The 24,119-nt window shown below is 62.6% G+C and carries 21 protein-coding genes and 1 pseudogene; 8 read left to right on the forward strand and 14 right to left on the reverse strand.

What is annotated here, in order from left to right; all coding sequences use genetic code 11:
• The first annotated feature begins 64 nt into the window (after window positions 1–64).
• Both ACODTZ_RS30915 and ACODTZ_RS30920 read left to right on the forward strand, forming a co-directional pair.
• Window positions 65–1,078 carry an SPFH domain-containing protein gene (locus ACODTZ_RS30915; RefSeq protein WP_037182834.1) on the forward strand — a complete coding sequence of 338 codons (1,014 nt, stop codon included), beginning with the start codon at window positions 65–67 and terminating at the stop codon, window positions 1,076–1,078.
• Between the two features lie 3 nt (window positions 1,079–1,081).
• Window positions 1,082–1,537 (forward strand): NfeD family protein, encoded by a 456-nt coding sequence (locus ACODTZ_RS30920; protein WP_413395072.1) that lies wholly within the window; start codon window positions 1,082–1,084, stop codon window positions 1,535–1,537.
• A 41-nt stretch (window positions 1,538–1,578) separates the two neighbouring features.
• Here ACODTZ_RS30920 and ACODTZ_RS30925 read toward each other — a convergent pair whose 3' ends face one another.
• On the reverse strand, window positions 1,579–2,574 hold the full coding sequence (locus tag ACODTZ_RS30925) for a KpsF/GutQ family sugar-phosphate isomerase (RefSeq protein ID WP_489030484.1): 996 nt from the start codon (window positions 2,572–2,574) through the stop codon (window positions 1,579–1,581).
• 140 nt (window positions 2,575–2,714) lie between these two features.
• On the opposite strand from ACODTZ_RS30925, the gene ACODTZ_RS30930 reads away from it, so the two are divergent.
• Window positions 2,715–4,280: an outer membrane beta-barrel protein gene (locus ACODTZ_RS30930; protein WP_489030486.1), complete on the forward strand. Its 1,566-nt coding sequence runs from the start codon at window positions 2,715–2,717 to the stop codon at window positions 4,278–4,280.
• A 48-nt stretch (window positions 4,281–4,328) separates the two neighbouring features.
• Here ACODTZ_RS30930 and galU read toward each other — a convergent pair whose 3' ends face one another.
• Window positions 4,329–5,216 carry a UTP--glucose-1-phosphate uridylyltransferase GalU gene (galU, locus tag ACODTZ_RS30935; protein WP_018899750.1) on the reverse strand — a complete coding sequence of 296 codons (888 nt, stop codon included), beginning with the start codon at window positions 5,214–5,216 and terminating at the stop codon, window positions 4,329–4,331.
• Window positions 5,217–5,417: 201 nt separating this feature from the next.
• Between galU and ACODTZ_RS30940 the strand changes: the two genes are divergently transcribed.
• Entirely contained in the window at window positions 5,418–6,641 is a 1,224-nt protein-coding gene (locus tag ACODTZ_RS30940) for a lytic murein transglycosylase (protein WP_047509502.1), read from the forward strand.
• A gap of 97 nt (window positions 6,642–6,738) precedes the next feature.
• Window positions 6,739–7,974 carry an SGNH/GDSL hydrolase family protein gene (locus ACODTZ_RS30945; RefSeq protein WP_489030488.1) on the forward strand — a complete coding sequence of 412 codons (1,236 nt, stop codon included), beginning with the start codon at window positions 6,739–6,741 and terminating at the stop codon, window positions 7,972–7,974.
• Between the two features lie 47 nt (window positions 7,975–8,021).
• Here ACODTZ_RS30945 and ACODTZ_RS30950 read toward each other — a convergent pair whose 3' ends face one another.
• The gene (locus tag ACODTZ_RS30950; protein ID WP_489030490.1) at window positions 8,022–8,864 is read right to left on the reverse strand and encodes an oxidoreductase; all 843 of its coding nucleotides are present in this window, start codon (window positions 8,862–8,864) and stop codon (window positions 8,022–8,024) included.
• Between the two features lie 42 nt (window positions 8,865–8,906).
• Window positions 8,907–9,146 (reverse strand): annotated as a pseudogene (locus tag ACODTZ_RS30955) (Atu4866 domain-containing protein); the annotation flags it as partial.
• Window positions 9,147–9,289: 143 nt separating this feature from the next.
• Here ACODTZ_RS30955 and ACODTZ_RS30960 point away from each other — a divergent pair.
• Complete coding sequence (locus tag ACODTZ_RS30960) at window positions 9,290–10,180, forward strand: LysR family transcriptional regulator (RefSeq protein ID WP_489030492.1); 891 nt, start codon at window positions 9,290–9,292, stop codon at window positions 10,178–10,180.
• On the opposite strand, the gene ACODTZ_RS30965 is transcribed toward ACODTZ_RS30960, so the two are convergent.
• Window positions 10,159–11,070, reverse strand: coding sequence for an AraC family transcriptional regulator (locus ACODTZ_RS30965; RefSeq protein ID WP_489030494.1), 912 nt, complete (start codon window positions 11,068–11,070; stop codon window positions 10,159–10,161). The genes ACODTZ_RS30960 and ACODTZ_RS30965 overlap by 22 nt on opposite strands.
• A gap of 98 nt (window positions 11,071–11,168) precedes the next feature.
• On the opposite strand from ACODTZ_RS30965, the gene ACODTZ_RS30970 reads away from it, so the two are divergent.
• Window positions 11,169–11,921 carry an SDR family oxidoreductase gene (locus ACODTZ_RS30970; protein ID WP_489030496.1) on the forward strand — a complete coding sequence of 251 codons (753 nt, stop codon included), beginning with the start codon at window positions 11,169–11,171 and terminating at the stop codon, window positions 11,919–11,921.
• Between the two features lie 78 nt (window positions 11,922–11,999).
• Here ACODTZ_RS30970 and ACODTZ_RS30975 read toward each other — a convergent pair whose 3' ends face one another.
• From ACODTZ_RS30975 to gltB, 7 genes are all read right to left on the reverse strand, one after another.
• Complete coding sequence (locus ACODTZ_RS30975) at window positions 12,000–12,632, reverse strand: LysE family translocator (RefSeq protein WP_489030498.1); 633 nt, start codon at window positions 12,630–12,632, stop codon at window positions 12,000–12,002.
• Between the two features lie 124 nt (window positions 12,633–12,756).
• Window positions 12,757–13,509 (reverse strand): hypothetical protein, encoded by a 753-nt coding sequence (locus ACODTZ_RS30980; protein WP_489030500.1) that lies wholly within the window; start codon window positions 13,507–13,509, stop codon window positions 12,757–12,759.
• A gap of 239 nt (window positions 13,510–13,748) precedes the next feature.
• Entirely contained in the window at window positions 13,749–14,309 is a 561-nt protein-coding gene (locus tag ACODTZ_RS30985; RefSeq protein WP_489030502.1) for a hypothetical protein, read from the reverse strand.
• A 187-nt stretch (window positions 14,310–14,496) separates the two neighbouring features.
• On the reverse strand, window positions 14,497–15,951 hold the full coding sequence (locus tag ACODTZ_RS30990; RefSeq protein WP_489030541.1) for a glutamate synthase subunit beta: 1,455 nt from the start codon (window positions 15,949–15,951) through the stop codon (window positions 14,497–14,499).
• A 39-nt stretch (window positions 15,952–15,990) separates the two neighbouring features.
• Complete coding sequence (locus ACODTZ_RS30995) at window positions 15,991–16,389, reverse strand: type II toxin-antitoxin system VapC family toxin (protein ID WP_489030504.1); 399 nt, start codon at window positions 16,387–16,389, stop codon at window positions 15,991–15,993.
• Entirely contained in the window at window positions 16,389–16,649 is a 261-nt protein-coding gene (locus ACODTZ_RS31000) for an antitoxin (protein ID WP_183900377.1), read from the reverse strand. The genes ACODTZ_RS30995 and ACODTZ_RS31000 overlap by 1 nt, the downstream gene beginning before the upstream one ends.
• Before the next feature lie 57 nt (window positions 16,650–16,706).
• Window positions 16,707–21,431: a glutamate synthase large subunit gene (gltB, locus tag ACODTZ_RS31005; RefSeq protein WP_489030506.1), complete on the reverse strand. Its 4,725-nt coding sequence runs from the start codon at window positions 21,429–21,431 to the stop codon at window positions 16,707–16,709.
• Between the two features lie 558 nt (window positions 21,432–21,989).
• Between gltB and ACODTZ_RS31010 the strand changes: the two genes are divergently transcribed.
• Window positions 21,990–23,039, forward strand: a complete 1,050-nt coding sequence (locus ACODTZ_RS31010) for a threonine aldolase family protein (protein WP_489030508.1) — start codon at window positions 21,990–21,992, stop codon at window positions 23,037–23,039.
• 99 nt (window positions 23,040–23,138) lie between these two features.
• On the opposite strand, the gene cyoD is transcribed toward ACODTZ_RS31010, so the two are convergent.
• Both cyoD and cyoC read right to left on the reverse strand, forming a co-directional pair.
• Window positions 23,139–23,492, reverse strand: a complete 354-nt coding sequence (gene cyoD / locus ACODTZ_RS31015) for a cytochrome o ubiquinol oxidase subunit IV (RefSeq protein WP_489030510.1) — start codon at window positions 23,490–23,492, stop codon at window positions 23,139–23,141.
• The gene (cyoC, locus tag ACODTZ_RS31020; protein WP_209191648.1) at window positions 23,489–24,118 is read right to left on the reverse strand and encodes a cytochrome o ubiquinol oxidase subunit III; all 630 of its coding nucleotides are present in this window, start codon (window positions 24,116–24,118) and stop codon (window positions 23,489–23,491) included. The genes cyoD and cyoC overlap by 4 nt, the downstream gene beginning before the upstream one ends.
• Between the last annotated feature and the right edge of the window lies 1 nt (window position 24,119).

The following is a 24,119-nucleotide window of genomic DNA, read 5'->3' on the forward strand; positions in this document are numbered from 1 at the left end:
GCGTGGCTTTTGAAATCGTCTCGGCTAAGGTGCGGCTATTCGATTCGGGTTTGGGAGGTATTTCATGGTTTTGGGCGGCTTCGACATCGTGGTCATCGCACTGGTGGTCTTCGTCATCCTGGTGCTCTTCGCCGGCATCAAGACGGTCCCGCAGGGTTATCAGTACACGGTCGAGCGTTTCGGCCGCTACACCCGCACGCTGGGCCCGGGCCTCAACATCATCACCCCCTTCATCGAGCGCGTCGGCGCCCGCATGAATGTCATGGAGCAGGTGCTCGACGTTCCCACGCAAGAAGTCATCACCCGCGACAACGCCTCCGTCTCGGCCGATGCCGTCGCCTTCTACCAGATCCTCAACGCCGCCCAGGCGGCCTACCAGGTCTCCAATCTCGAGAACGCCATCCTCAACCTGACCATGACCAACATCCGCTCGGTCATGGGCTCGATGGATCTCGACGAACTGCTCTCCAACCGCGACGCCATCAACGACCGCCTGCTGCGCGTCGTCGATGATGCCGTCCAGCCCTGGGGCATCAAAGTCACCCGCGTCGAGATCAAGGACATCCAGCCGCCGCGCGACCTCGTCGACGCCATGGCCCGCCAGATGAAGGCCGAGCGCGAGAAGCGCGCCCAGGTGCTGGAGGCCGAAGGCTCGAGAAATGCGCAGATCCTGCGCGCAGAGGGCGCCAAGCAGTCGGCGATCCTGCAGGCTGAGGGCCAGCGCGAATCCGCCTTCCGCAACGCCGAGGCGCGCGAACGCCTGGCCGAGGCCGAAGCCAAGGCCACCAAGATGGTGTCGGAAGCCATCGCCGCCGGCGACGTACAGGCGATCAACTACTTCGTGGCGCAGAAATACACCGAGGCGCTGACCGCGATCGGCTCGGCCACCAATTCCAAGGTCGTGCTGATGCCGATCGAGGCCTCGTCAATCATCGGTTCGCTGAGCGGCATCGGCGCCATCGCCAAGGAAGTCTTCGGCGGCGGCGACAATCCGCCGGCAGCCCCTGCCCCGCGCCAGGTTCAGGCCCCGCGCACCACGCCGCAGGTCAACCCGTTCAACCAGAACCCGGAGCGCTGATAGATGCTGGCTGCCATCACATCGGAATTGGGGCCATGGAGCTGGTGGGTCGTCGGCCTCGTGCTGCTCGCCGCCGAGATGCTGGTGCCCGGCTTCTTCCTCGTCTGGATCGGGTTGGCGGCAATCGCCGTCGGCGCGCTGTCGCTGCTCTTCTGGGATAGCGCCTTCTGGGTGTGGCAGCTGCAGGCGATCCTGTTCGCCGCCTTCGCCGTCGCCGCCACCTTCATCGGCCGCAAGCTGACGCGCGATCACGGCGAGACGGACGAGCCCTTCCTCAACCAGCGCGGCGCCAGCCTCGTCGGCCGTACCGCGACGCTCGCCGAACCGATCACCGAGGGCCGTGGCCGCATCAAGCTGGATGACACCCAATGGAAGGTGAGCGGCCCGGATCTGCCCGTCGGCGCGCGCGTCAAGGTCATCGCAAGCAACGGCCGTGACCTGACGGTCGAGGAAGCCTAATCCCGATCAAGCTGGCCTTGATCCCGATCAAGCTGGCTTGATCAGGCCACGCCGATCCTGAGAAGATCGTGGAAATGAATGAGCCCGACCGGCTTGTTGTCGTCATCGACGACAATCAGCGCGCCAATGCTGTGCTTGTTGAGCAATGCCAGTGCTGCTGTCGCCAACACATTCGGCTTCACCGTCTTCGGCGCCCGCGTCATGATATCGTCGACCACGAGCTCCGAGAGGTTGCGCGACAGGTTGCGCGCCATGTCACCCTCGGTCACGATGCCGCAAAGCCGGCCATCTTCATCCAAAATGCCGACGCAGCCGAAATGCTTGCGTGATAGCGTCGAGATTGCCTCCGGCAGCGGTGTGCCCTTGGCAACCAGCGGCACGCGCTCGCCCGTGTGCATGACGTCGGCGACATGGCTCAGGGCAGCGCCGAGCTTGCCGCCCGGATGGAACACATGAAAATCGCGCGCCGTAAAGCCGCGCGCCTCAAGCAGCGCGATCGCTAGCGCATCACCCATGGCCAACTGCATCATCGTCGACGTGGTCGGCGCCAGGCCGTGCGGGCAGGCTTCCTCGACATTAGGCATCAACAGCACGACATCGGACGCCTTGGCCAGCGACGAGTCCGGCGAGCAGGTCATGGAGATCAGCGGTATGGAGAAGCGGCGCGTATAGGCGATCACGTTGCGCAGTTCCGCACTCTCGCCGCCCTTCGACAGCGCCAGCACCGCATCCCCCAGCCCCACCATGCCGAGATCGCCGTGATTGGCCTCGGCGGCGTGCATGAAGAAGGCGGGCGTTCCTGTTGATGCCAGCGTCGCCGCGATCTTGACGCCGATATGGCCGCTCTTGCCGACACCGGTGACGATCACTCGCCCCGAAATCCCGCCGATCGTTTCTACGGCCTGCAGGAAAGGCCCGGCGAGATCGCCGTCAAAGGCCTGTTCGAGGGACACCAACGACTGTCGTTCGGTGGCGAGTGTGCGCCTGGCCGAGTCGATCACGCCGTTGTCGATGAGATTTACCGCTCGCTTGATCATCGTCCTCCGTTAGCCGCTTTCCAGCGCGGTGTCCACCATAGCGGCGGATTGACCACCGCCTTCGGCCAAATGGCAACGAATGGTTAACCACGAGGCTTTACGTTCGAGTAACCACTTCGAAGCATGCCGAGCGCGACCATATGGGCCATTGGAGACATACGAGCAGTCTGACGCCGCTCCGCGCGGCGGGCGTTGCCGTGTCCGTGGCACTAGCTGGTCTTGAGCTCGCAGCCCCCACTTCGGCGCTCGCCCAATCGGCGCGCACGGCCGCATCCTCCTCCCCACTTGCCCAGTCCGCCTACATCGCCACCCCGGATGCGACGGGCGATCAACCGGATGACGGCACGACCATACCCGGCGCCGCCGCATCCACCGACGACCCGACCAATGCGAACGACGGCGCCGCCAACAGCGCCAACGCCAACACCACCGCGACCGCACGGCAAACGACATCAGGCGACCAGCCGAGCGACGAAACCACCGGCTCCATTCTCGACGAAGACATGATGCGGCTGAACACCCGCGAAGCCCCGCTCGACGAGCGCAGGCCGCGCAAGCCCGACGTCAATCTCTCGACCGAGGAAACCCCTGGCATTCGCGTCGGCACCTTCGTGCTGCGCCCCACCGTGACGCAGAGCATCAACACCGAGACGCAGAAGGACGGCGACGTCAAGCAGACGCGCGCCTTCCTCGAAACCGACATGAAGACGACGTTGACGTCGGACTGGGCGCTGCATCAGCTGCTCATCACCAGCGAAGGCGCCTGGCAGAAGAATATCAGCGGCGAAGGCGAGGAGCAGCCGGACTTCAGGATCAACGGCGATCTGAGGCTCGACCTGCCGGAGGAAACTACCGCGCACATCACCGGCGGCTACCATTTCTATCGCGAAGACACCGACGACCCGAACGCCATCCAGAACGCCGACCAGCAGTCGGACGTGCAGGAGTTCACCCTCGGCGCCTCGATCGAGCGCGACTTCGGCATCCTGCGCGGCAGCACCGGCATCGATTTCACCCGCACGATCTATTCCGACGCCACGCTGTCCGATGGCACCGTCGTCTCGCTCAGCGACCGCGACCAGACATCCGGCACGCTGCGTGGCCGCGTCGGCTATGAGCTGTCGCCTGCCTTGATCCCCTTCATCGAAGGCAATGTCGGCAAGACGGTCTATGACCAGACGACCGACGTGGCCGGTTACCAGCGCTCCGGCGACAGCTACGGCGCCAAGGTCGGCGTCGAGGTGGATCTCGGCGAAAAACTGCGCGGCGAAGTGGGCGTCGGCTACGAGATCGCCAGCTTCGACGACAACAGGCTGTCCGATATCGACGCAACCGTGCTCGATGCCAGCGTCCGCTGGTCGCCTCTGCGCGGCACGGATATCGACTTCGGCCTGCAGACCAGCTTGCAGCCATCCACCACGCCGGGTGTCGCGGGCTATATCTCGCGTGCCATGACGACGACGGTCACGCATCAGCTGCGCGACAATCTGGTCGGAACCTTCCTGGGTGGGATAACCTTGCGCGACTATCCGTCGGATAGCACGATCAGCGACGAAACGGTCTATACGACCAGCGCCGGCCTGACCTGGAACATCAACCGATATCTCGATCTGACGAGCACCATCGGCTACGAACTCACCTCCAGAAAAGTCGGCGCCGACTCGCAGCAATGGCGAGCCGGCGTCGGTCTGAAGCTGAAACGCTGACAGCGATCGGGAAGACCGCGCTGCGGCCTCCCCTTTGATCGCCTGATATCAGAGACCCTTGAGCAGGTCCTTGAAGCCTTCGATCACGGTCGGGCGGATATCCGCACGCTCAAGCGCGAAGGCGACGTTGGCGAGGATGAAGCCATCCTTGGCGCCGCAGTCGTAGGTCGTGCCCTTGAAGTGGTAGCCGGCGAAAGCCTGGTCCTTCAGGAGCTTCAGCATGCCGTCGGTGAGCTGGATCTCGTTGCCGGCGCCGCGTTCCTGGGTTTCCAGGATCTTGAACACTTCAGGCTGCAGGATGTAGCGGCCGTTGATGAAGAAGTTCGACGGCGCGGTGCCCTTGGCGGGCTTTTCGACCATGCCGGTGATGCGGAAGCCGTCACCGATCGCGTCGCCGACGCCGACGATGCCGTACTTGTGGGCCTGATCGGGCGCGCACTCTTCCACGGCGATGATGTTGCCGCCGCTCTGGGCATAAAGGTCGATCATGCCCTTCATGCAGCCCTTGGCTTCGCTCTTCATGATCATGTCGGGAAGCAGCAGCGCGAATGGCTCGTCGCCGATGATCTCGCGGGCGCACCATACGGCGTGACCGAGGCCGAGCGGCTCCTGCTGGCGCGTGAAGCTCACGGTACCAGCCTTGGGAAGCTGGCCTGCGAGCAGCGTGATTTCGGCGTTCTTGCTGCGCTCGCGCAGCGTCTGCTCAAGCTCGAAATGGATGTCGAAATAGTCTTCGATGATGTGCTTGTTACGGCCCGTCACGAAAACGAAATGCTCGATCCCGGCTTCCAGCGCTTCGTCCACCACATACTGAATGATCGGCTTGTCGACGACAGTCAGCATTTCCTTCGGAACGGCCTTGGTGGCCGGAAGGAAGCGCGTGCCGAGACCGGCGACCGGGAATACAGCTTTGCGAACTTTTTTATGCTCTGCCACACAGGCCTCCTGGGATGATTCTAACGCTTGAAATATAACGCGATTTTGATCGGATTAGATGAGATTTGCTACGGTTTTGCAAATAGTGACTGTGTTCGTGCGTCATGGTAAAGAATTTGTTGACTCCGTTCGGGTAGTCTCAGGCCTGAGCGGAATTTTTGCGCTCTGCTGTGCCTGAAACGAAAGGACGGATGACCGCCGATGACTCAAAATCACAAAATCTCCCTTCGTGGTCTTGCATTCGCATTCATCATGACCGCATCCGCCAGTCTGGCGCCTGTTAACGCCATGGCCGACCAGCGGTTCCAGAAGTGGATCGCGGACTTCTATCAAACTGCCGCTCAAAATGGCATCAGCAAGGCAACTTATCGTAAAGCTTTCTCAGGCGTCAGCGACCCTGACCCTACGGTGCTCGAAAAGGCTACTTATCAGCCTGAATTTACGACGAAAATCTGGGATTACGTGGATTCTCGCGTAAATCCTTATACCGTCCAGATCGGCCGCAAGATGATGGCCAAACACGCCTCTACGTTGAATTGGATCGAGCGGAACTTCGGCGTCGACAAGACGATTCTCTTGGCGATTTGGTCGATGGAATCGAATTACGGCGCAGTGCTCGAGAAGGACGACAGGCTGCATTACGTGCCCCGCGCGCTGGCGACACTCGCCTATGCCGACGCCAAACGCACCAAGTTCGCGCAGAAGCAGCTGATCGCCGCATTGAAGATCCTGCAGAACGGTGACATCTCGCCCGATGGCATGACCGGCTCCTGGGCCGGCGCCATGGGCCACACCCAGTTCATCCCCACCAGCTACCTGCTTTACGCCGTCGACGCCGATGGCAACGGCCACCGCGACATCTGGAACTCGGTTCCCGACGCGCTCGCCACCTCCGCCAATCTCCTGAAGAAGAACGGCTGGGATTTCGGCAAGACCTGGGGCTACGAAGTCAAGGTTCCATCGAGCGCGCTGAAGCATGTCGGCAAGACCATGACGCTGTCGCAGTGGTCGGCCCTTGGCCTGAAGCGCCCGAGCGGCATGGGCTTCAAGGACGGCTCCGGCAAGGCGGTCTTGAAGATGCCCGCCGGCAATGACGGCCCGGGCTTCCTGATGACCAGCAACTTCTACACCATCAAGAAGTACAACGCCTCTGACAGCTACGCCATCGCCGTCGGCCTGCTCGCCGACGAGATCGCCGGCTATGGCGGCATGAAGCAGCGCTGGCCGCGCCCGGATGGCACGCTCGACGTCAAGGAGAAGTTCGAGCTGCAGACCCGCCTGAAGGCGCTCGGCTATTATGACGGCGAGGTCGACGGCAATTTCGGCAGCGGTTCCAAGGCCGCGATCGCCGCCGTCCAGGGCCGCATCGGCATGCAGGCGGATGGCGAGCCCTCGCTGCCGCTCCTGAACGCGCTTCGCAAGTAGCCGTCACGTCGCGATCAAAAACACGCGCACCGCGCTTTGGGGTGTGGACGCCCGTCCCGCTCCATGAGAAAATAAGCGTCGATGCAGGGCGGCCGATATGCGTAAACGAGTAGATCAGACAACAGCCAAGAGTGGCGTTCACGGCATGCTCCGCTGGGGCGCGTTGGGCGCGGCGGTGCTGGTCTTTTCCACTTCTGTCCTGCCGCCCGTTTCGGCCGAAGCCCAGGAGCAGCGCTATTATCAGCGCCGCTCGCTCATGGATTTCTTCTTGGGCCGCCGCTACATCGACGAGGCCCCGCAGGCGCCCGGCCAGTACACGCAGCCGCGCGCCGTACCCCAGCGCAAGAAGAAGGCGCCGCCCAAGGCCGCCGTCTCCACGCCACGCGCGGCACCCGTGATCGCACCGGAAGAAAAGGTCGTCGAGAAGCTCGACAACGCCCAGAAGATCCTTGTCGTCGGCGACTTCCTGGCCGGCGGTCTCGGCGTCGGCATGGACGCGGCCTTCCAGGATTCGCCGGGCATCCTCATCGAGACCCACAGCAATGTGGCCTCCGGCCTCGTGCGCGACGATTATTACGACTGGCCGACGCAGCTGACGAAATTCATGGACGAGGCCAAGCCCGCCATGGTCGTCGTCATGCTCGGCGCCAACGACCGCCAGCAGATGGTGACCGATGTCGGCAAGGAGAAGTTCCGCACCGATGGCTGGTACACCGAATACCAGCGCCGCGTTCTCGCCTTCGGCAAGGCGGTGACGGCTAGAAAGATCCCGCTGCTCTGGGTCGGTCTGCCCGCCTTCGATTCACCCTCGATGATGGCAGATGCGGCGCAGATGAACCAGGTATACCGCAAGCAGGTGGAATCGATCGGCGGCGAGTTCGTCGATATCTGGGATGGCTTCGTCAGCGAAAGCGGTGATTTCATCGTCACCGGCTCCGACATCAACGGCCAGCAGGTGCGCCTGCGCACCTCCGACGGCATCAACATGACCGATGCAGGCCGCCGCAAGGTCGCCTTCTACGTCGAGAAGCCCGCCCGCCGCATACTCGGCACCCAGGCAAGCCCCGATCTCGTGCGCCTCGACAACAGCAGCGCGCCTGCGATCGGCCTGTCGTCGAACCCGGCCGATCACACCGACCCGATCGCGCTCTCCGACCCCAACCTCGACGGCGGAACGGCGCTTCTCGGCGGCGCCGCCATTCCCGTCAGCGCCACCAAGTCGCCGCGCGACAAGCTGGTGCAGGATGGCGAGATGGCCAAGCCCCCGGCCGGCCGCGTCGACGACTACAGCCGCCCCGCCGCCAAATCGGCCGCCGAGGTCTCGGTCAAGTAAAAGCGGGCGCTCGCACGCCCGCCTCTCTCTTTCTCAGCTCAACTGGCTCAGCTCGGAAAATCCGCGCTCAGCGTCACATCCGCCCAGGCATCGAAATTCGACCGCAGCGCATCCAGCCGCTCGCGCGCGATCTTCAGCGCCGGCGCGCCAAGCAGCAGACGCAACGGCGGCTCCTTCGCCTCGTAGGCCGCAATAACGGCCGCTGCGGCACGCGCCGGATCGCCCGGCTGATTGCCGGAGACCGCACGGGTCGCGGCCCTTCGCTTGCCCGCCGTCTCGGCGTAATCGTCGATGACGGTCGCCGATTCGATCATCGAACTGCCGGCCCAGTTGGTGCGAAACGCGCCCGGCTCCAGAATGGTGACCTTGATACCAACAGGCGCCACCTCATGCGCCAGCGATTCCGACAAGCCCTCAACCGCGAATTTGGTGGCGTGATAATAGCCGGTCGCCGCGAACGCCACGAGGCCACCGAGCGACGACGTGTTGAACACATGGCCGCGATGCCGCGCGCGCATGCCGGGAAGCACCTGCTTGGTCACCGCGATCAGGCCGAAGACATTGGTCTCGAACTGGTCGCGGATCTCCTGATCGTCGCCCTCCTCGATCGCCGCGAGATAGCCGTAGCCGGCATTGTTGACCAGCACGTCGATGCCGCCAAAATGCTTCTCCGCCGCAGCAACCGCCTCGTCGATCGACGCTTTGGAGCGCACATCGAGCGCAAGCGGCAGCACATGATCGCCGTAGCGCGCGACCAGATCGTCGAGCGCGCCGGGCTTGCGCGCCGTGACAGCCGCCCGCCAGCCGCGCGCCAATACGGCTTCGGCGAGCGCGAGGCCGAGGCCGGAGGAAGCACCGGTAATGAACCAGATGGGGGAAGTCTCAGTCATGTCGTCTCCTTCCGGGCTTTTCGCCCACTCTTTCGTTAGTTCTCAGCGCCGGCGCAGGATCATGCCGCCATGGTGCAGCGTGTCGCGGTCGACGAAGTCGCCGTCGGCGGTGAAGCCGGTGTCGTCCCAGTAGTCGATATGGGCGCCACGAACCTCGTAGCGCCCCTGATAGGCGCTCTCGCGTTTGCCGCGTGCCTCGTCGCATCGGCCGCTCGCCAGCAGCTCGTGCCGAACCCGGCCGTCATCGGTGATCCACATGCCGACATAGGGGTGATCGCTCATCATCTCTCTCCTCTTCCGCCCTCGCAGGGCCGATGCGATTGCAGGCGACGGCTCTTCCGTCTTGCCATGGGATGAGAGATAGGGGCGACATTGGCATCGAACGAGTTGCCAATCCGAGATAGCTTGGTTAGTTATTCTAACCAATGAGCGACCAGTTCGAAGGCATCTCCGTTTTCCTCGCCGTCGCGGAAGCGCGCAATTTCCGCGTCGCCGCCGAGCGGCTGGGCGTGACCCGCTCCGCCGTCAGCCAGGCACTGCAGCGGCTGGAAGACCGGCTGGGCGTCACGCTCGTCCAGCGCACCACGCGCAGCGTGCGGCTGACCGAAGCCGGCGAGTTGTTCCAATCCCTGGTCAAGGAGCCTGCCGACCGCGTCGCGGAGGCGATCGAAGCCGTGCGCGAGGTCCGCGCGCGGCCATCGGGCCTGCTGCGCATCGCCGTGTCGTCCATCGCCGAGCGCGTCATCTCCGGCCCGCTGCTGGCAAGCTTCATGGCGAAATATCCGGAGCTGCGCCTGGATATCACCATCACCGACGGCGAGTTCGATATCGTCGAGGCCGGCTTCGATGCGGGGATCCGCCTGGGCGAGGTGATCGAGCAGGACATGGTGGCCGTGTCCGTCTCTTCAGCCCAGCGCCAGTGCGCCGTCGCATCACCCGATTACATCGCGCGACGCGGCGCGCCGCAACATCCCCGCGATCTCGTCGATCACGTCTGCATCGGCTGGCGCCCCAGACCCGACACCGCCCCCTATCGCTGGGAATTCACTGAGAACGGCCGTGATTTCGATGTGGCGGTCGATCCCGACATGACCACCAACGACATGGGCATGATGCTGCGCATGGCCTCTTCGGGCGCCGGCATCACCTTCGGCATGGTGGAAACCTTCGCGCCCTATATCGCGCGCGGCGAGCTCGTACCTCTTCTCGAAAGCTACGGCCCACCCTTCGACGGCTTCTACATCTACTACCCTCGCCGCCACCGCCAGCCGCAGAAGCTGCGCGTGTTGGTCGATCACCTCTCAAGCAGAGGCTGACTGCGGGCATACCGAGCAGGCGGCACGCCCGCATATCGCGAGAAGGCGACGCTGAACGCGCTCGCCGAGCCATAACCCACGCGCTCCGCCACCTCATCCATCGCGAGTTCGCGGCCGCGCAACAGCTGCTTGGCGAGCGCCATGCGCCAGGCCAGCAGATACTCCATCGGCGGCAGGCCGACGACACGGCTGAAACGGGCGAAGAAGGCCGATCGGGAGAGTGACGCCTCGATTGCGAGATCCGCCACGGTCCAGGGATGGGCCGGCCGTTCATGCAACGCGTGCAGCGCTGCCGCCAGCCGTTCATCCGCCAGACCCCGGCTGAGCCCCGGCGCCCCCGTTGGCTGCGTGCCGGATCGGAGCGCCTCGATCAGCAACACCTCCAGCAACCGCTCAAGCACCAGCTCACGCCCCGGCCGCCGCTCGCGCGTCTCTTCGCCGACCAATTGCATCAGCGTCGCCAGACGCGGTTCGCCGCGAACGACAACGACATCGGGCAGCAGCGAAACCAGAAGCGCCGCATCCGGCGAGCCGAAGCTGCAATGCCCGATGCGCATGCGCAGATCGGCCGGCCCATCGAGGCGACCGACACGGAAGCGACCGTCGCTCATCTGCTTCGGAACGATGGCGGGCAGATCGCGCGGCGCGTCGACGCTCTCATTGACGAGATCACGCATGGCCGGCACCAGGACGAAGTCGCCGGCCTCAAGAATGAACGGCGGCTCTTCCCCGAATGCCACGCGGCAGCGTCCCTCGATAACAGCGCAATAGAAGGGCTCGCCCGTGGCCTCGCGTTCAATCCGCCAGAGGCCGGCGCATTCGACCAGCTTCGAGAAACGTGCTGTGGGCTGCAGCAGCGTGACGATTTCGGCAAGGGGATCAACGGCCACAATCAGGACTATCGCTAAAGAAATTGAGACTTCAGCCTATATCAAGTCTCGCATGCGGTCACTACCCTGCAATCATTCCTTTTCAATTGGAGACGCAGATGCCCACGATACTGATCACCGGTTGCTCGTCCGGCTTTGGCCTGGAGACCGCGAAACTCTTCCTCGACCGTGGCTGGGATGTGATCGCAACGATGCGCAAGCCCGACCCCGACTTGCTGCCTGTGTCCGAACACCTGCGCATCCTGGCGCTCGACGTCACCGACCCCAAAAGCATAGCCGAGGCCGTGGCCGCAGCCGGTCATATCGACGTGCTGGTCAACAACGCCGGCTTCGGAGCTCCCTCGCCCATCGAGCTCACCGCGCCGGAGACCGTGCGCTCCCTGTTCGAGACAAACACGATCGGCACCTTGGCGATGATCCAGGCCGTCGTGCCGCAGATGCGCCAGCGACGCGCGGGAGTCGTCATCAACGTCACTTCGACGGTGACGGTGAAGACGCTGCCGGTCATCGGGGTCTACCGCGCCAGCAAGGCCGCCGTGAACGCGCTGACGGAATCGCTCGCGGTCGAGATGGAGCCATTCGGCGTGCGCGTGCATATCGTTCTGCCGGGCCGCTCGCCAACCACCCGCTTCGGCGAAAACGCGCGCCCCCATTTCCGTGGTCTTGATCATGCCGACTATGCGCCGATGCTCCAGCAGTTCATCAAGAACGTGCGGGACGATACCGGCCCGGTGACCCATGCCGCCGACGTGGCCGAAGCCGTGTGGCGGGCTGCGACCGATCCATCCGCGCCGTTGCGTATTCCAGGCGGCGCCGATGCGGAACTCTGGATGGCCGAAGCAGGCCTCTGAGCCCTTCCCGCGATGGAGAAGCGATCTTGCAGCTCGGGGCCGCGCCAGACAGCCCCGAGCCCAAATCAATCGCAGCAACTAGCTCCGCTGCAGCGCCAGATGCGCCCCGAGGCCGATCAGAATTCCGCCACCCGCGCGCTGCACCAGCCGCTGCGCCGAACCCGAACGCTTCAGCCTCGAAACCACGGCGCCAGCCAGCATCACGCAGACGATATCGGCCGACGAGAAGATGAAATTGACGATCGTCCCCAGCAGCACGAATTGCAGCCAGACCGGAAAGCTGGCGACGGGATCGATGAATTGCGGCAGGAAGGCCAGGAAGAAGATCGCCGTCTTCGGGTTCAAGACCTCGATCGAGATGCTCTCGACAAAGGCCCGCCGGCCGGACTTAGGATCGATGGCAGCGAGCGTCGTTTCCCCTTGAGACTTGCTGCGAAACAGCGAGATGCCGAGCCAGACCAGGTAGGCCGCGCCCGCGAGCTTGACCGCCATATAGAGCACCGGCACCGCATGAAAGATGATCGACAGGCCGGCAGCGGCCGCGATCACATGCACATAGCAGCCGACATGGATGCCGAGCGTCGCCATAAACCCCGCTCGCCGTCCGCGCGCCAGCGTCTGGGCGGCGGCGTAAAGCATGGCCGGCCCGGGAATATAGGCAAAGAGCGCCGTCGTGACGAAGAAGGTGATCAGCAGTTCGGTGGATGGCATCCGGTGTTGTTCCTTGCCGCATAGCCATGCGAAGCGATGGCCCGCGCACCATAGAGCGCCGCATCGCCGTTGACCATGGCGCAATCCCATCGCGCCGGCGGGACTGAGACGTCCAGTCAGCCCCCTACTCGATCACCTCGACCGCCGACAACACCTCCACGCGAGCGGCGGCACCGCATCCATGCACCTCGATCTTCAGCTTCGCACCTGGAACGATGATCGTCATCAGCTTAGCCTGGATGACCTTGGCATTGCCTGGCGGATCGACGTTTATGTAGCCGGTGCCGTACTTGTCCTTGAACTGGAAGCCCTCGATCTCCCGGCTGGATGCCTTCAACGTCAGATCCACAACCTCGCCTGTCGTCGTGGCCACCTGGCAATCCGTCTCCGGGCTGAGGCCGGAGAGACGCTCACGCGATCCCGCCGCCGTGACGACGGGCGCGGACGACGATCCGCAGCCGGAAAGCACCCGCCGCACGGCAGCCCCGCTTCCGCGCAGCGAAAACGCATAGGGCAGCCCGACCGGGTCGAAAGCCAGCTTGGCCCGGCTCCCCTTTTGAAGGGCATCGGCGAAATCATCGGCAAGCGGCCAGCGATAGAGATCGTGGGCGCCGCGCTCCGGTAGATTGAAGGTGAACGTGCGGCCATCGATGATGATATCGAACGGCTCGCCCGTCGCCTTGCCGTGCTCGTAGATCAGCATCTCGAAGCTCGGCGCACCCACGGCCGGGCAACTGACCAGCAGGCACATGTTCTCGCTCAGGCACTTCGCCGTCGCCGGATAACTGACGTAACCGGCGCGCTCCCAGGCCCCGGCTGGCGATGCCGCGACGCATAGGAAAGCCGCGACAATGCTGATGACAGATCGAAAAGACATATTCATTGACCCCCGTACAACAAACAGTCCGTCCATAGTCGCCGAACTGACGCGCGGGCCACCAGATAGACTTTCTCGGTATGTAGCGTGGGGGGCCTGGCTTCCTCATCTACAACCACGTCTCCCGTGGCAGCGGCGAGGACGCCGGCAACGTGTCCACGGCTACGCATTGAAGCGCTGAGGTCGCAAGGGGCCCTGCGTTACGCTAATGGCCCAAACTTGAACGAGGCATACAGCGGTCAGGAACTCGCCGCCGCCATGACAATCTGTACGAATGCCATCAAGAGACCGGCAATGCCCACCACACTAGCGAGTGTCGGAGAGCGCAAAAGACGCATGATCTCAGGCCAGAGAGGGTCTGGAGTCTCCACCAGTTTTTCGGCAGATTCTATCAAAGCCATCGCGTTTGCCGTTCGAGCGTTCGACAACTTCGCCGTTTCAATGACAACGCGCATTTCCTTGAGAATGCGACGAATCTCTTCTTTCTGATATTCTGAAAGATTAAAGCGACCAGTCCACGCTGCACTATCAACAGCAGTGGGAACTCTGCCTGTTTCCACTGCGTCGTAGCCTGAGGCGGTAATCTGAAACAAACGTCCTCCAGACATCTGATATGCCTGCCGCGTGATAACCAACCCCATCGTTTCAAGGTCATCGGTTAAAGCTAACAGGTAGTGGTTAGTTTTATTGAGACCGGTGTTTTTCTTGATAGTCGAGATGGTGCAGTAGCGAGCATCGCCATTCGCTAGCCGCGCATGCAGGTAGGTGAGAATCGCCAACTGATCGCTTTTTGCACCCACGCCAATCTCCTGCAGTACAATCGCCGATCGGGACGTTACCACCCAAAGCAGACACCACGAGCAGGTGAGAAAGCGTTTCCACAACTGCTTCAGGACTTTTCTCAAAGCTACGCTGCACAAGGCACAAAAAAGCTCGGGGCCGCGCAAGGCAGCCCCGAGCCAAAATCAATCCGAACGTCCCGTCCGCTTAGCGCGGCAGAACCGTCGAGCCCATCAGCGCCTCGTCGATCGCGCGTGCCGCCTGGCGTCCCTCGCGGATCGCCCAGACGACCAGCGACTGGCCGCGGCGCACGTCGCCCGCCGTCCAGAACTTGTCGACCGAGGTCTTGTAGTCGCGATCGTTGGCAACGACGTTGGTCGAGCCGCGGCGGTCGGTGTTGAGCGTCAGCTTGCCGTCGAGTTCCTTGAGCACGCTCGTGGTGAACGGGCCGCTGAAGCCGATGGCGATGAAGGCGAGATCGGCCTTGATGATGAACTCCGTGCCGGCGATCGGCTTGCGGCGCTCATCGACTTCGCAGCACTTGACGCCGGTCAGGACGCCGTCTTCGCCGACGAACTCGAGCGTCGCGACCTGGAACTCGCGCACGACGCCTTCGGCCTGGCTGGAGGAGGTGCGCATCTTCGTGGCCCAGAACGGCCAGACGGCGAGCTTGTCTTCCTTCTCCGGCGGCTGCGGGCGGATGTCGAGCTGGGTGACCTTCACGGCCCCCTGGCGGAACGCCGTGCCGACGCAGTCCGACGCGGTGTCACCGCCACCGACGACGACGACATGCTTGGCGCCAGCAAGGATCGGGTCCGATGCCCAGCCGACGCTGTCGATATTTTCGCGGCCGACGCGCTTGTTCTGCTGCACGAGATAAGGCATCGCATCGTGAACGCCGGCGAGATCGAAGCCCGGAATGCCTGCTTCGCGCGGCGTTTCCGAACCGCCGCAGTAAAGAACCGCGTCGTGATCGGCGATCAGCTGCTCGACCTTCAGATCGACACCGACATTGACGCCGCAATGGAAGGTCACGCCCTCGCCGGAGATCTGCTCGACGCGACGATCGATGAAGTTCTTCTCCATCTTGAAGTCGGGAATGCCATAGCGCAGCAGGCCGCCGGGCTTGGATTCACGCTCATAGACATGCACCTCGTGACCGGCGCGGCCGAGCTGCTGGGCAGCCGCCATGCCGGCAGGGCCCGAACCGATGATCGCCACTTTCTTGCCGGTGCGAACGGCAGCCGGCTGCGGCCGGATGAAGCCGAGCTCATAGGCCTTGTCGGCGATCGCCTGCTCGACGGTCTTGATCGCAACCGGCGCATCCTCGAGGTTCAGCGTGCACGCTTCCTCGCAAGGCGCGGGGCAGACGCGGCCGGTGAATTCAGGGAAGTTGTTGGTCGAATGCAGGTTCTGGATCGCTGCTTCCCAGTTGTTGTTGTAGACCAGATCGTTCCAGTCGGGGATCTGGTTGTGCACGGGACAGCCGGTCGGGCCATGGCAATAGGGAATGCCACAGTCCATGCAGCGCGCGGCCTGTTTCTGCACTTCCGGGTCCGACATCGGGATCGTGAATTCGCGGAAATGCCGGATACGGTCCGACGCCGGCTGATACTTCGCCACCTGCCGGTCGATTTCCAGAAACCCTGTTACCTTACCCATGCTGCTGTCTTCCCTTACACTCATGACCGCCTCTTTCGTTCAGCGCAGCCAGTTTTCAACCTTTAATCCCGGCACGCGGGAGAATTCTCGTACATTCGCCGTGACCATGACCGCATCCAGCGTCAAAGCATGCGACGCGATCCAAAGATCGTTAGGCCCGATAGGCGTACCCTTCTTCTTCAAGTCCGCCCGGAGCCATCCGTATCGACGCCAAACCGCCTCTTCCAGGGGCATCACCCTGATCGACCGCAGAATTGCGTCCATGTTTCCGCGCAACTTTTTGGACTGCTTCCACTCCAGCCCGAATTCGACTTCTCCAGCAACGATGACGCTGGTCACGACATTTTCCATGCCGCACCGTTCTATGTTCTGTTTGACCCGCCCTTGCGGGTCGCTCGAAAGATCCGAAAGCGTGTTAGTGTCGAGAAGGTAAATCATTAGAGGTCGATTTCGTCGAGCGGCAGAAGATCACTGTCATCGATCTCAAACATCTCATCTTCTCCAAGCGGCTCCAAAGTCGCCAGAACCTCTAACAAAGTCTTTTTCTTAACCGGATGAACAAGCAGATCGCCATTTTCATCCATTCTTATCTCCACCTGGTCCGCGTCGAACTCGAACTCCTTCGGAATGCGGATTGCTCTGCTACGACCGTTGTTAAAGACCTGTGCGATCCTGACAGCACTGGAATGCTCGTTCATCGGCGCCTCCGTTGTGTGATATGACAAAAGCATATCACACAACCAATCAAACTCCAATCACTCCGCGGCGATCCCCATCCGGCTGCGCTCCATTTCCTCGAGCGCGCGGCGGTATTCGACCGGCATGACCTTGCGGAACTTCGGACGATACTCCGCCCAGTTGTCCAGGATCTGCTTGGCACGGGTGGATTCCGTGTAGTGCAGGTGGTTGGAGATCAACTGGTAGAGGCGTTCCTCGTCGTGGCGGGTCATGTCGCCGGAGACGTCGACGCGGCCCTTGTGCGCGAGATCGCCGCCATGGTGATGCAGCTTCTCCATCAGGTCGTCTTCCTCAGGAACCGGCTCGAGCTCGACCATCGCCATGTTGCAGCGCTTGGCGAAATCGCCGCTCTCGTCGAGAACATAGGCGACGCCACCCGACATGCCGGCCGCGAAGTTGCGGCCCGTCTCGCCGAGCACGACCACCACGCCACCCGTCATGTATTCGCAGCCGTGGTCGCCCACGCCTTCGACGATGGCGATGGCACCGGAGTTGCGCACCGCGAAGCGCTCGCCCGCGACGCCGCGGAAGTAGCACTCGCCCTCGGTCGCGCCGTAGAGCACGGTGTTGCCGACGATGATCGAGTCCTCAGCGATGATCTTCGAGTTCTCAGGCGGACGCACGATGATCTTGCCGCCCGAAAGGCCCTTGCCGACATAGTCGTTGCCGTCGCCGATCAGCTTGAAGGTCACGCCACGCGCCAGGAACGCGCCGAACGACTGTCCGGCCGTGCCGCGAAGCGTCACGTTGATCGTGTCTTCCTTCAGGCCACGATGGTTGTAGCGCTTGGCGACTTCGCCCGACAGCATCGCGCCGGCCGAACGGTCGACGTTCTTGATGCCGACTTCGAAGCTGACAGGCGTCTTCGACGCGAGTGCCGGCTCGGCCTCGGCGATCATCTTGCGATCGAGAATGTCGTCGATCGGATGCTTCTGGCGGGTCGTCCAGTAGGTGGCTTCCTTCGGCGCCTCGACCTTGTGGAAGATGCGGCTGAAGTCGAGACCCTTGGACTTCCAGTGCGCCAGCATCTCGTCCTTCTCGAGCAGCTCCGAAGCGCCGATGATGTCATCGAACTTGGTGAAGCCGAGCGAGGCCAGGATTTCACGCACTTCGTTGGCAACGAAGAAGAAGTAGTTGATGACGTGCTCCGGCGTGCCCTTGAAGCGCTTGCGCAGAACCGGATCCTGGGTGGCAACGCCGACGGGGCAGGTGTTCAGGTGGCACTTGCGCATCATGATGCAGCCGGCGGCGATGACAGGAGCCGTCGCGAAGCCGAACTCGTCGGCGCCGAGAAGCGCACCGATGATGACGTCGCGGCCGGTCTTCAGGCCACCGTCGACCTGCAGCGCGATGCGCGAACGAAGGCCGTTCAACACCAGCGTCTGCTGCGTTTCTGCAAGGCCGATTTCCCACGGAGAACCGGCATGCTTCAGCGAGGTCAGCGGCGACGCGCCGGTACCGCCGTCGAAGCCGGAGACCGTGATGTGGTCGGCGCGCGCCTTGGCGACACCGGCGGCAACCGTGCCGACGCCGACTTCCGAGACGAGCTTGACCGAGACATCGGACGTCGGGTTGACGTTCTTCAGGTCGTAGATCAACTGCGCCAGATCTTCGATCGAGTAGATGTCGTGGTGCGGCGGCGGCGAGATCAGGCCGACACCCGGGGTCGAGTGACGGGTCTTGGCGACCGTTGCATCGACCTTGTGGCCAGGCAACTGGCCGCCTTCGCCGGGCTTGGCGCCCTGCGCGACCTTGATCTGCAGCATGTCGGCGTTGACGAGGTATTCGGTGGTGACACCGAAGCGTCCCGATGCGATCTGCTTGATCGCCGAGCGTTCCGGGTTCGCCGAACCATCCGGCAGCGGGAAGTAGCGATCGCTCTCTTCGCCGCCCTCGCCGGTGTTGGACTTGCCGCCGATCTTGTTCATCGCGATCGCCAGCGTCGTATGCGCCTCGCGGCTGATAGAGCCGAAGGACATGGCGCCGGTCGAGAAGCGCTTGACGATCTCGACTGCAGGCTCGACGTCGTCGAGCGAGACGGGCTTCCGCCCGATCTGTTCAGCGGTCTTGATCTTGAACAGGCCGCGGATGGTGTTCATGCGCAGCGCAGACGTGTTCACCATCTCGGCGAACTCGCGGTAGCGATCCTCGGAGTTGCCGCGAACGGCGTGCTGCAGCGTGGCCACCGCATCCGGCGTCCAGGCATGGCTTTCGCCGCGCATGCGGTAGGCGTACTCGCCGCCGATATCGAGCGTGGTCGCGAGCAGCGGGTCCTTGCCGAAGGCCGAGGTGTGACGGGCAACGGTCTCTTCGGAGATCGCCTTCAGATCGACGCCTTCGATCATCGTCGCGGTGCCGAAGAAATACTTGTCGACCAGCTCCTGCTGCAGGCCGATCGCATCGAAGATCTGGCCGCCGCAATAGGACTGATAGGTCGAGATGCCCATCTTCGACATCACCTTGAGGATGCCCTTGCCGACCGCCTTGATGTAGCGATAGACGACTTCGGACGCGTCCACTTCCTTCGGGAACTCGCCCTTGGCATGCATGTCGAGCAGGGTGTCGAAGGCCAGGTACGGGTTGATCGCTTCCGCGCCGTAGCCGGCGAGAAGACAGAAGTGGTGCACTTCGCGCGGCTCGCCCGTCTCGACGACGAGGCCGACGGAGGTTCTGAGACCCTTGCGGATCAGGTGATGGTGCACGGCGGCCGTCGCGAGCAGCGCCGGGATCGCGATGCGATCCGGCCCGATCTGGCGGTCTGACAGCACGATGATGTTGTAGCCACCCTTGACGGCCGCTTCCGCGCGCTCACAGAGGCGGTCGAGCATTTCGGGCATGCCTTCGGCGCCACGCTCCACATCATAGGTGAAGTCGAGCGTCTTGGTGTCGAAACGGTCTTCCGTGTGGCCGATCGAGCGAATCTTTTCGAGATCGCCATTGGTAAGGATCGGCTGACGCACTTCCAGGCGCTTGGCGTTGGCCGCACCCTCGTGGTCGAGAATGTTCGGGCGCGGGCCGATGAAGGACACCAGGCTCATGACCAGCTCTTCGCGGATCGGATCGATCGGCGGGTTGGTGACCTGCGCGAAGTTCTGCTTGAAGTAGGTGTAGAGCAGCTTCGACTTTTCCGACATGGCCGAGATCGGCGTATCGGTGCCCATCGAGCCCACGGCTTCCTGGCCCGTCGTCGCCATCGGCGACATCAGGATCTTGGTGTCTTCGGTGGTGTAGCCGAAGGCCTGCTGGCGGTTGAGCAGCGAGACGTCGCGGCGCAGCGCGCGCGGCTCCACCGGCTTCAGGTCTTCGAGGATCAGCTGCGTGCGATCGAGCCAGCTGCGATAGGGATGCTTGGTCGCGAGCTCGGTCTTCAGCTCCTCGTCGGAGACGATCTTGCCCTTTTCCATGTCGATCAAGAGCATCTTGCCCGGCTGCAGGCGCCACTTCTTGACGATATCCTCTTCGGCCACCGGCAGCGTACCGGCCTCAGAAGCGAGGATGACGCGGTCGTCTGACGTGACGAGGTAGCGGGCCGGACGCAGGCCGTTACGGTCGAGCGTCGCGCCGATCTGCTTGCCGTCTGTGAAGGCAACAGCGGCGGGGCCGTCCCACGGCTCCATCAGCGCTGCGTGGTATTCGTAGAACGCCTTGCGTTCCTTCGACATCGACTGGTTGCCGGCCCAGGCTTCCGGGATCAGCATCATCACGGCATGCGCCATGGAGTAGCCGCCGCGCACGAGGAACTCGAGCGCGTTGTCGAAACAGGCCGTATCCGACTGGCCTTCATAAGAGATCGGCCAGAGCTTGGAGATATCCTCGCCGAAGAGCGGCGAAGACACCGATGCCTGGCGCGCCGCCATCCAGTTGACGTTGGAGCGCAGCGTGTTGATTTCGCCGTTGTGGGCGACCATGCGGTAAGGGTGCGCCAGCTTCCAGGACGGGAAGGTGTTGGTCGAGAAGCGCTGATGCACGAGCGCGACAGCGGACTCAAAACGCGGATCCGACAGGTCCGTGTAATAGGCACCGACCTGGTAGGCCAGGAACATGCCCTTGTAGACGATCGTCGAGGACGACAGCGACACCGGATAGAAGTGGCTCTCCTCGCCGTCGAACTCGTCATAGATACGGTTGGAGATCACCTTGCGCAGCGTGAACAGGCGGCGTTCGAATTCATCGGTGGTCGCGGCGCTATCGCCCGCACCGATGAAGATCTGACAGTGATGCGGTTCGGTCGCAGCGATATCCGGCGCCTTCGACAGCGACGAGTTATCGACGGGCACGTCGCGGAAGCCGATGAGAACCTGGCCCTCTTCGGAGATGACGTCCTGCATCACCTTCTTGAAATGCGCGATCTGCTTTTCGTCGCGCGGCATGAAAATATGGCCGACGCCATATTCGCCGGCCTTCGGCAGGGTGATGCCCTGCTTGGCCATTTCCTCGCGGAAGAAGCGATCGGGAATCTGCACGAGAATACCAGCACCATCACCCATCAGCGGGTCGGCGCCGACAGCACCGCGGTGCGTCAGGTTCTCGAGAATGAAGAGACCGTCCTTGACGATCTGGTGCGACTTCTGACCCTTCATGTGGGCGACGAAGCCGACGCCGCAGGCGTCATGTTCGTTGCGTGGGTCATAGAGGCCCTGCTTGCCCGGGAGACCGTTGGCGAACTTACGCGTATCGGCCACCGCGCGCATGTCTGCTGCTGCGAACTGGTCGATGTCAGTGGATGGCGTGTTCTTCGTCATCGTTTTGCCTCCTGTCAGAGCCCGCGATCGTGCGGGCGGCTCTTCGTCGCACACCGTCCCTGATCTTAGGTTCGGCGCATGACAGCGCTGTTGCATTATCGAAGATCCGGTCGCCGGCGGCAGGCTTTCTCTGGGAAGACAGAGCCTTTCCCGACAAAGCAACCGTTGCGCTCCGCGCCTGCCATAGGTCCGTGCGGGAACTTTGTCCGCGCTCCAAGAACTATAGCGTGAAACCCCACGAGTGTAAGGTCCCTCAGCGCCTCTTCGGCCTTGACGGCCAAAATAGGACAGCAACCCTGTCCTAATCCATCGGTTCTATGCCAGAAACGCAGCAGCTCCGCAAGAGCCAGAAATTAAAAAAACGTCAATTGGCGCATCAAGATTACTAAATCAATCAAGTTGGCGACATAAAATTACGCCATCTCGTATTATATTGTTTCTTGATTGCGGAATTCAATTTTTGTGATGGGTTGCGCCCCAATCGCTTGATCCGGTGAAGCTTTGGATTAAGCTCCGATGCGAACCCGCCCCCACCTCCATTTTTCCCAGGCATTTTCCATGATCTTCGCTTCCGACAACTGGGCTGGCGCCCACCGTTCCATTGCCGAGCGCCTGCTGCAGGAATCCGCCGGTTTCGCCGCCGCTTACGGCACTAGCGATCTCGACCGCCGCGTTGAGGCCCGCTTCGCCGAAATTTTCGAGCGCGAGGTCTCCGTTTTCTTCGTGGCGACTGGCACGGCCGCCAACTCGCTGTCGCTTGCCAGCGTCCAGCGCCCCGGCGGCATCACCTTCTGTCACGCCGAAGCCCATGTGATCGCCGACGAATGCGGCGCGCCCGATTTCTTCAGCCAGGCGCGACTGTCGCCCGTCGATGGCGAGTTGGGCAAGATCGATCCGGAAAAGCTCTCCAAGGCGATCGCCGGCTTCCCTGAAAACGCCGTTCATCATGGCCGCGCGACGGCCGTCACCATCACCCAGGCGACCGAGATCGGCACCGTCTACTCGCTCGACGAGATCGATGCCATCTCGTCGATCTGCAAGGAGCGCAAGCTGCCGCTCCACATGGACGGAGCTCGCTTCGCCAATGCGCTGGTGGCGCTTGATGCAAGCCCGGCCGAGATGACCTGGAAGCGCGGCGTCGACATCCTCTCCTTCGGCGGCACCAAGAATGGCTGCTGGTGTGCCGAGGCGATCGTCGTCTTCGATCCTGAAAAGGCGAAAGAGATGCCCTTCATCCGCAAGCGCGCCGCCCAGCTCTTCTCCAAGTCGCGCTTCATCGCCGCCCAGTTCGACGCCTATCTGGACAACGGCCTGTGGCTTGATCTCGCCGGCCACGCCAACGGCATGGCCGACCGCCTGCGCGCGGGCATCGGCGCCAGCAACTCGGCCCGCCTTGCCTGGTCGACAACGTCGAACGAAGTCTTCGCCATTATAAAGAAGAGTGCCGGAAAGACGGCGGAAGACAAGGGCGCGAAATTCTACGAATGGCCGATCCCCTCAGCCACGCCTGATCTCGTCGGCGCAGACGAGATCCTGATCCGCCTCGTCACCAGCTTCGCGACAGAGGAAAAGGACGTCGACGGCTTCCTGAGCTGCCTCGCATCCTGAGCTGATCCCAAACCCATAAACGCCGATCGGCCCGGCGATCGAAATCACCGGGCCGATCCTCATGGCGCCGCACCCAGCCATGCGGCGCGCACTCCTCACTTACATGTTGCTCATTTCGCCTGCGCTCATCGGCATCATGTTCACGTTCATGTGGTACATGACCCAGATCGTGCCGACGATCGTGATGACCACGATGATGGCCGTGAAGATGAAGGCGAGCAGCGTCCAGCCGTTTTCCGAGCGGCTGTCTACATGCAGGAAGCAGACGACGTGGACGATGATCTGCGCAATCGCCAGCGCGAAGATGATCACGGTGGTCGCCGCGGCATTTTCCAGCGCCCCGGACATGACCAGCCAGAACGGAATGACCGTCAGGATGATCGACAGGATCGAGCCGGTCCAGATGCTGCCCTTGCTGCCGTGAGCGGGTTCGGTGTGATGATGTGTGCTCAACGAAGTGCTCCAAACAGGTAGACGACGGTGAAGACGCCGATCCAGATGATGTCGAGGAAGTGCCAGAACATCGACAGGCACATCAGGCGACGCTTGTTGTCCTCATTCAGTCCGCGCTGGGCGATCTGCACCAGCAGCGTGACCAGCCAGATCAGGCCGAACAAGACGTGTAGGCCGTGCGTGCCAACCAGCGTGAAGAAGGCCGACAGGAAGGCGCTGCGCTGCGGCGTTGCCCCCTCTGCAATCAGCGAGGAGAACTCGTAGAGTTCCACGCAGAGGAACGCCGCGCCGAGCACACCGGTGACGGCAAGCAGCCGCCACATGGTGGCCGTCCGTCCGGCTGCCATCGCCTGCATGCCGATCGAAAGCACGATCGACGATGCGAGCAGGAAGCCGGTGTTCAGCGCCACCAGCGGCAGCTCGAACAGGTGCTGCGGCGGAGGCCCACCCGCATAATTGCGGCTGAGCGTTCCGTAGACGGCGAACAGCGAGGCGAAGATCAGCGCATCGCTCATCAGGTAGATCCAGAAGCCGAGCATCGTGGCGCCGCCACTGTGATAATGCTCCTCGGCTTCGGGCTGGTGGTAGACGCGTTGGGCGTCCTTGTTGACGAGTTGAATGGTCATG

The sequence above is a fragment of the Rhizobium sp. FG113 genome, from assembly GCF_057809895.1.

Excerpts from the sequence above, each read along its gene's own strand:
- ACODTZ_RS30915 (WP_037182834.1), top strand. The coding sequence starts at position 65 with ATGGTTTTGGGCGGCTTCGACATCGTGGTCATCGCACTGGTGGTCTTC.
- ACODTZ_RS30920 (WP_413395072.1), top strand. The coding sequence starts at position 1,082 with ATGCTGGCTGCCATCACATCGGAATTGGGGCCATGGAGCTGGTGGGTC.
- ACODTZ_RS30925 (WP_489030484.1), bottom strand. The coding sequence starts at position 2,574 with ATGATCAAGCGAGCGGTAAATCTCATCGACAACGGCGTGATCGACTCG.
- ACODTZ_RS30930 (WP_489030486.1), top strand. The coding sequence starts at position 2,715 with ATGGGCCATTGGAGACATACGAGCAGTCTGACGCCGCTCCGCGCGGCG.
- ACODTZ_RS30940 (WP_047509502.1), top strand. The coding sequence starts at position 5,418 with ATGACTCAAAATCACAAAATCTCCCTTCGTGGTCTTGCATTCGCATTC.
- ACODTZ_RS30945 (WP_489030488.1), top strand. The coding sequence starts at position 6,739 with ATGCGTAAACGAGTAGATCAGACAACAGCCAAGAGTGGCGTTCACGGC.
- ACODTZ_RS30950 (WP_489030490.1), bottom strand. The coding sequence starts at position 8,864 with ATGACTGAGACTTCCCCCATCTGGTTCATTACCGGTGCTTCCTCCGGC.
- ACODTZ_RS30960 (WP_489030492.1), top strand. The coding sequence starts at position 9,290 with ATGAGCGACCAGTTCGAAGGCATCTCCGTTTTCCTCGCCGTCGCGGAA.
- ACODTZ_RS30970 (WP_489030496.1), top strand. The coding sequence starts at position 11,169 with ATGCCCACGATACTGATCACCGGTTGCTCGTCCGGCTTTGGCCTGGAG.
- ACODTZ_RS30975 (WP_489030498.1), bottom strand. The coding sequence starts at position 12,632 with ATGCCATCCACCGAACTGCTGATCACCTTCTTCGTCACGACGGCGCTC.
- ACODTZ_RS30980 (WP_489030500.1), bottom strand. The coding sequence starts at position 13,509 with ATGTCTTTTCGATCTGTCATCAGCATTGTCGCGGCTTTCCTATGCGTC.
- ACODTZ_RS30990 (WP_489030541.1), bottom strand. The coding sequence starts at position 15,951 with ATGGGTAAGGTAACAGGGTTTCTGGAAATCGACCGGCAGGTGGCGAAG.
- ACODTZ_RS30995 (WP_489030504.1), bottom strand. The coding sequence starts at position 16,389 with ATGATTTACCTTCTCGACACTAACACGCTTTCGGATCTTTCGAGCGAC.
- ACODTZ_RS31000 (WP_183900377.1), bottom strand. The coding sequence starts at position 16,649 with ATGAACGAGCATTCCAGTGCTGTCAGGATCGCACAGGTCTTTAACAAC.
- gltB (WP_489030506.1), bottom strand. The coding sequence starts at position 21,431 with ATGACGAAGAACACGCCATCCACTGACATCGACCAGTTCGCAGCAGCA.
- ACODTZ_RS31010 (WP_489030508.1), top strand. The coding sequence starts at position 21,990 with ATGATCTTCGCTTCCGACAACTGGGCTGGCGCCCACCGTTCCATTGCC.
- cyoC (WP_209191648.1), bottom strand. The coding sequence starts at position 24,118 with ATGACCATTCAACTCGTCAACAAGGACGCCCAACGCGTCTACCACCAG.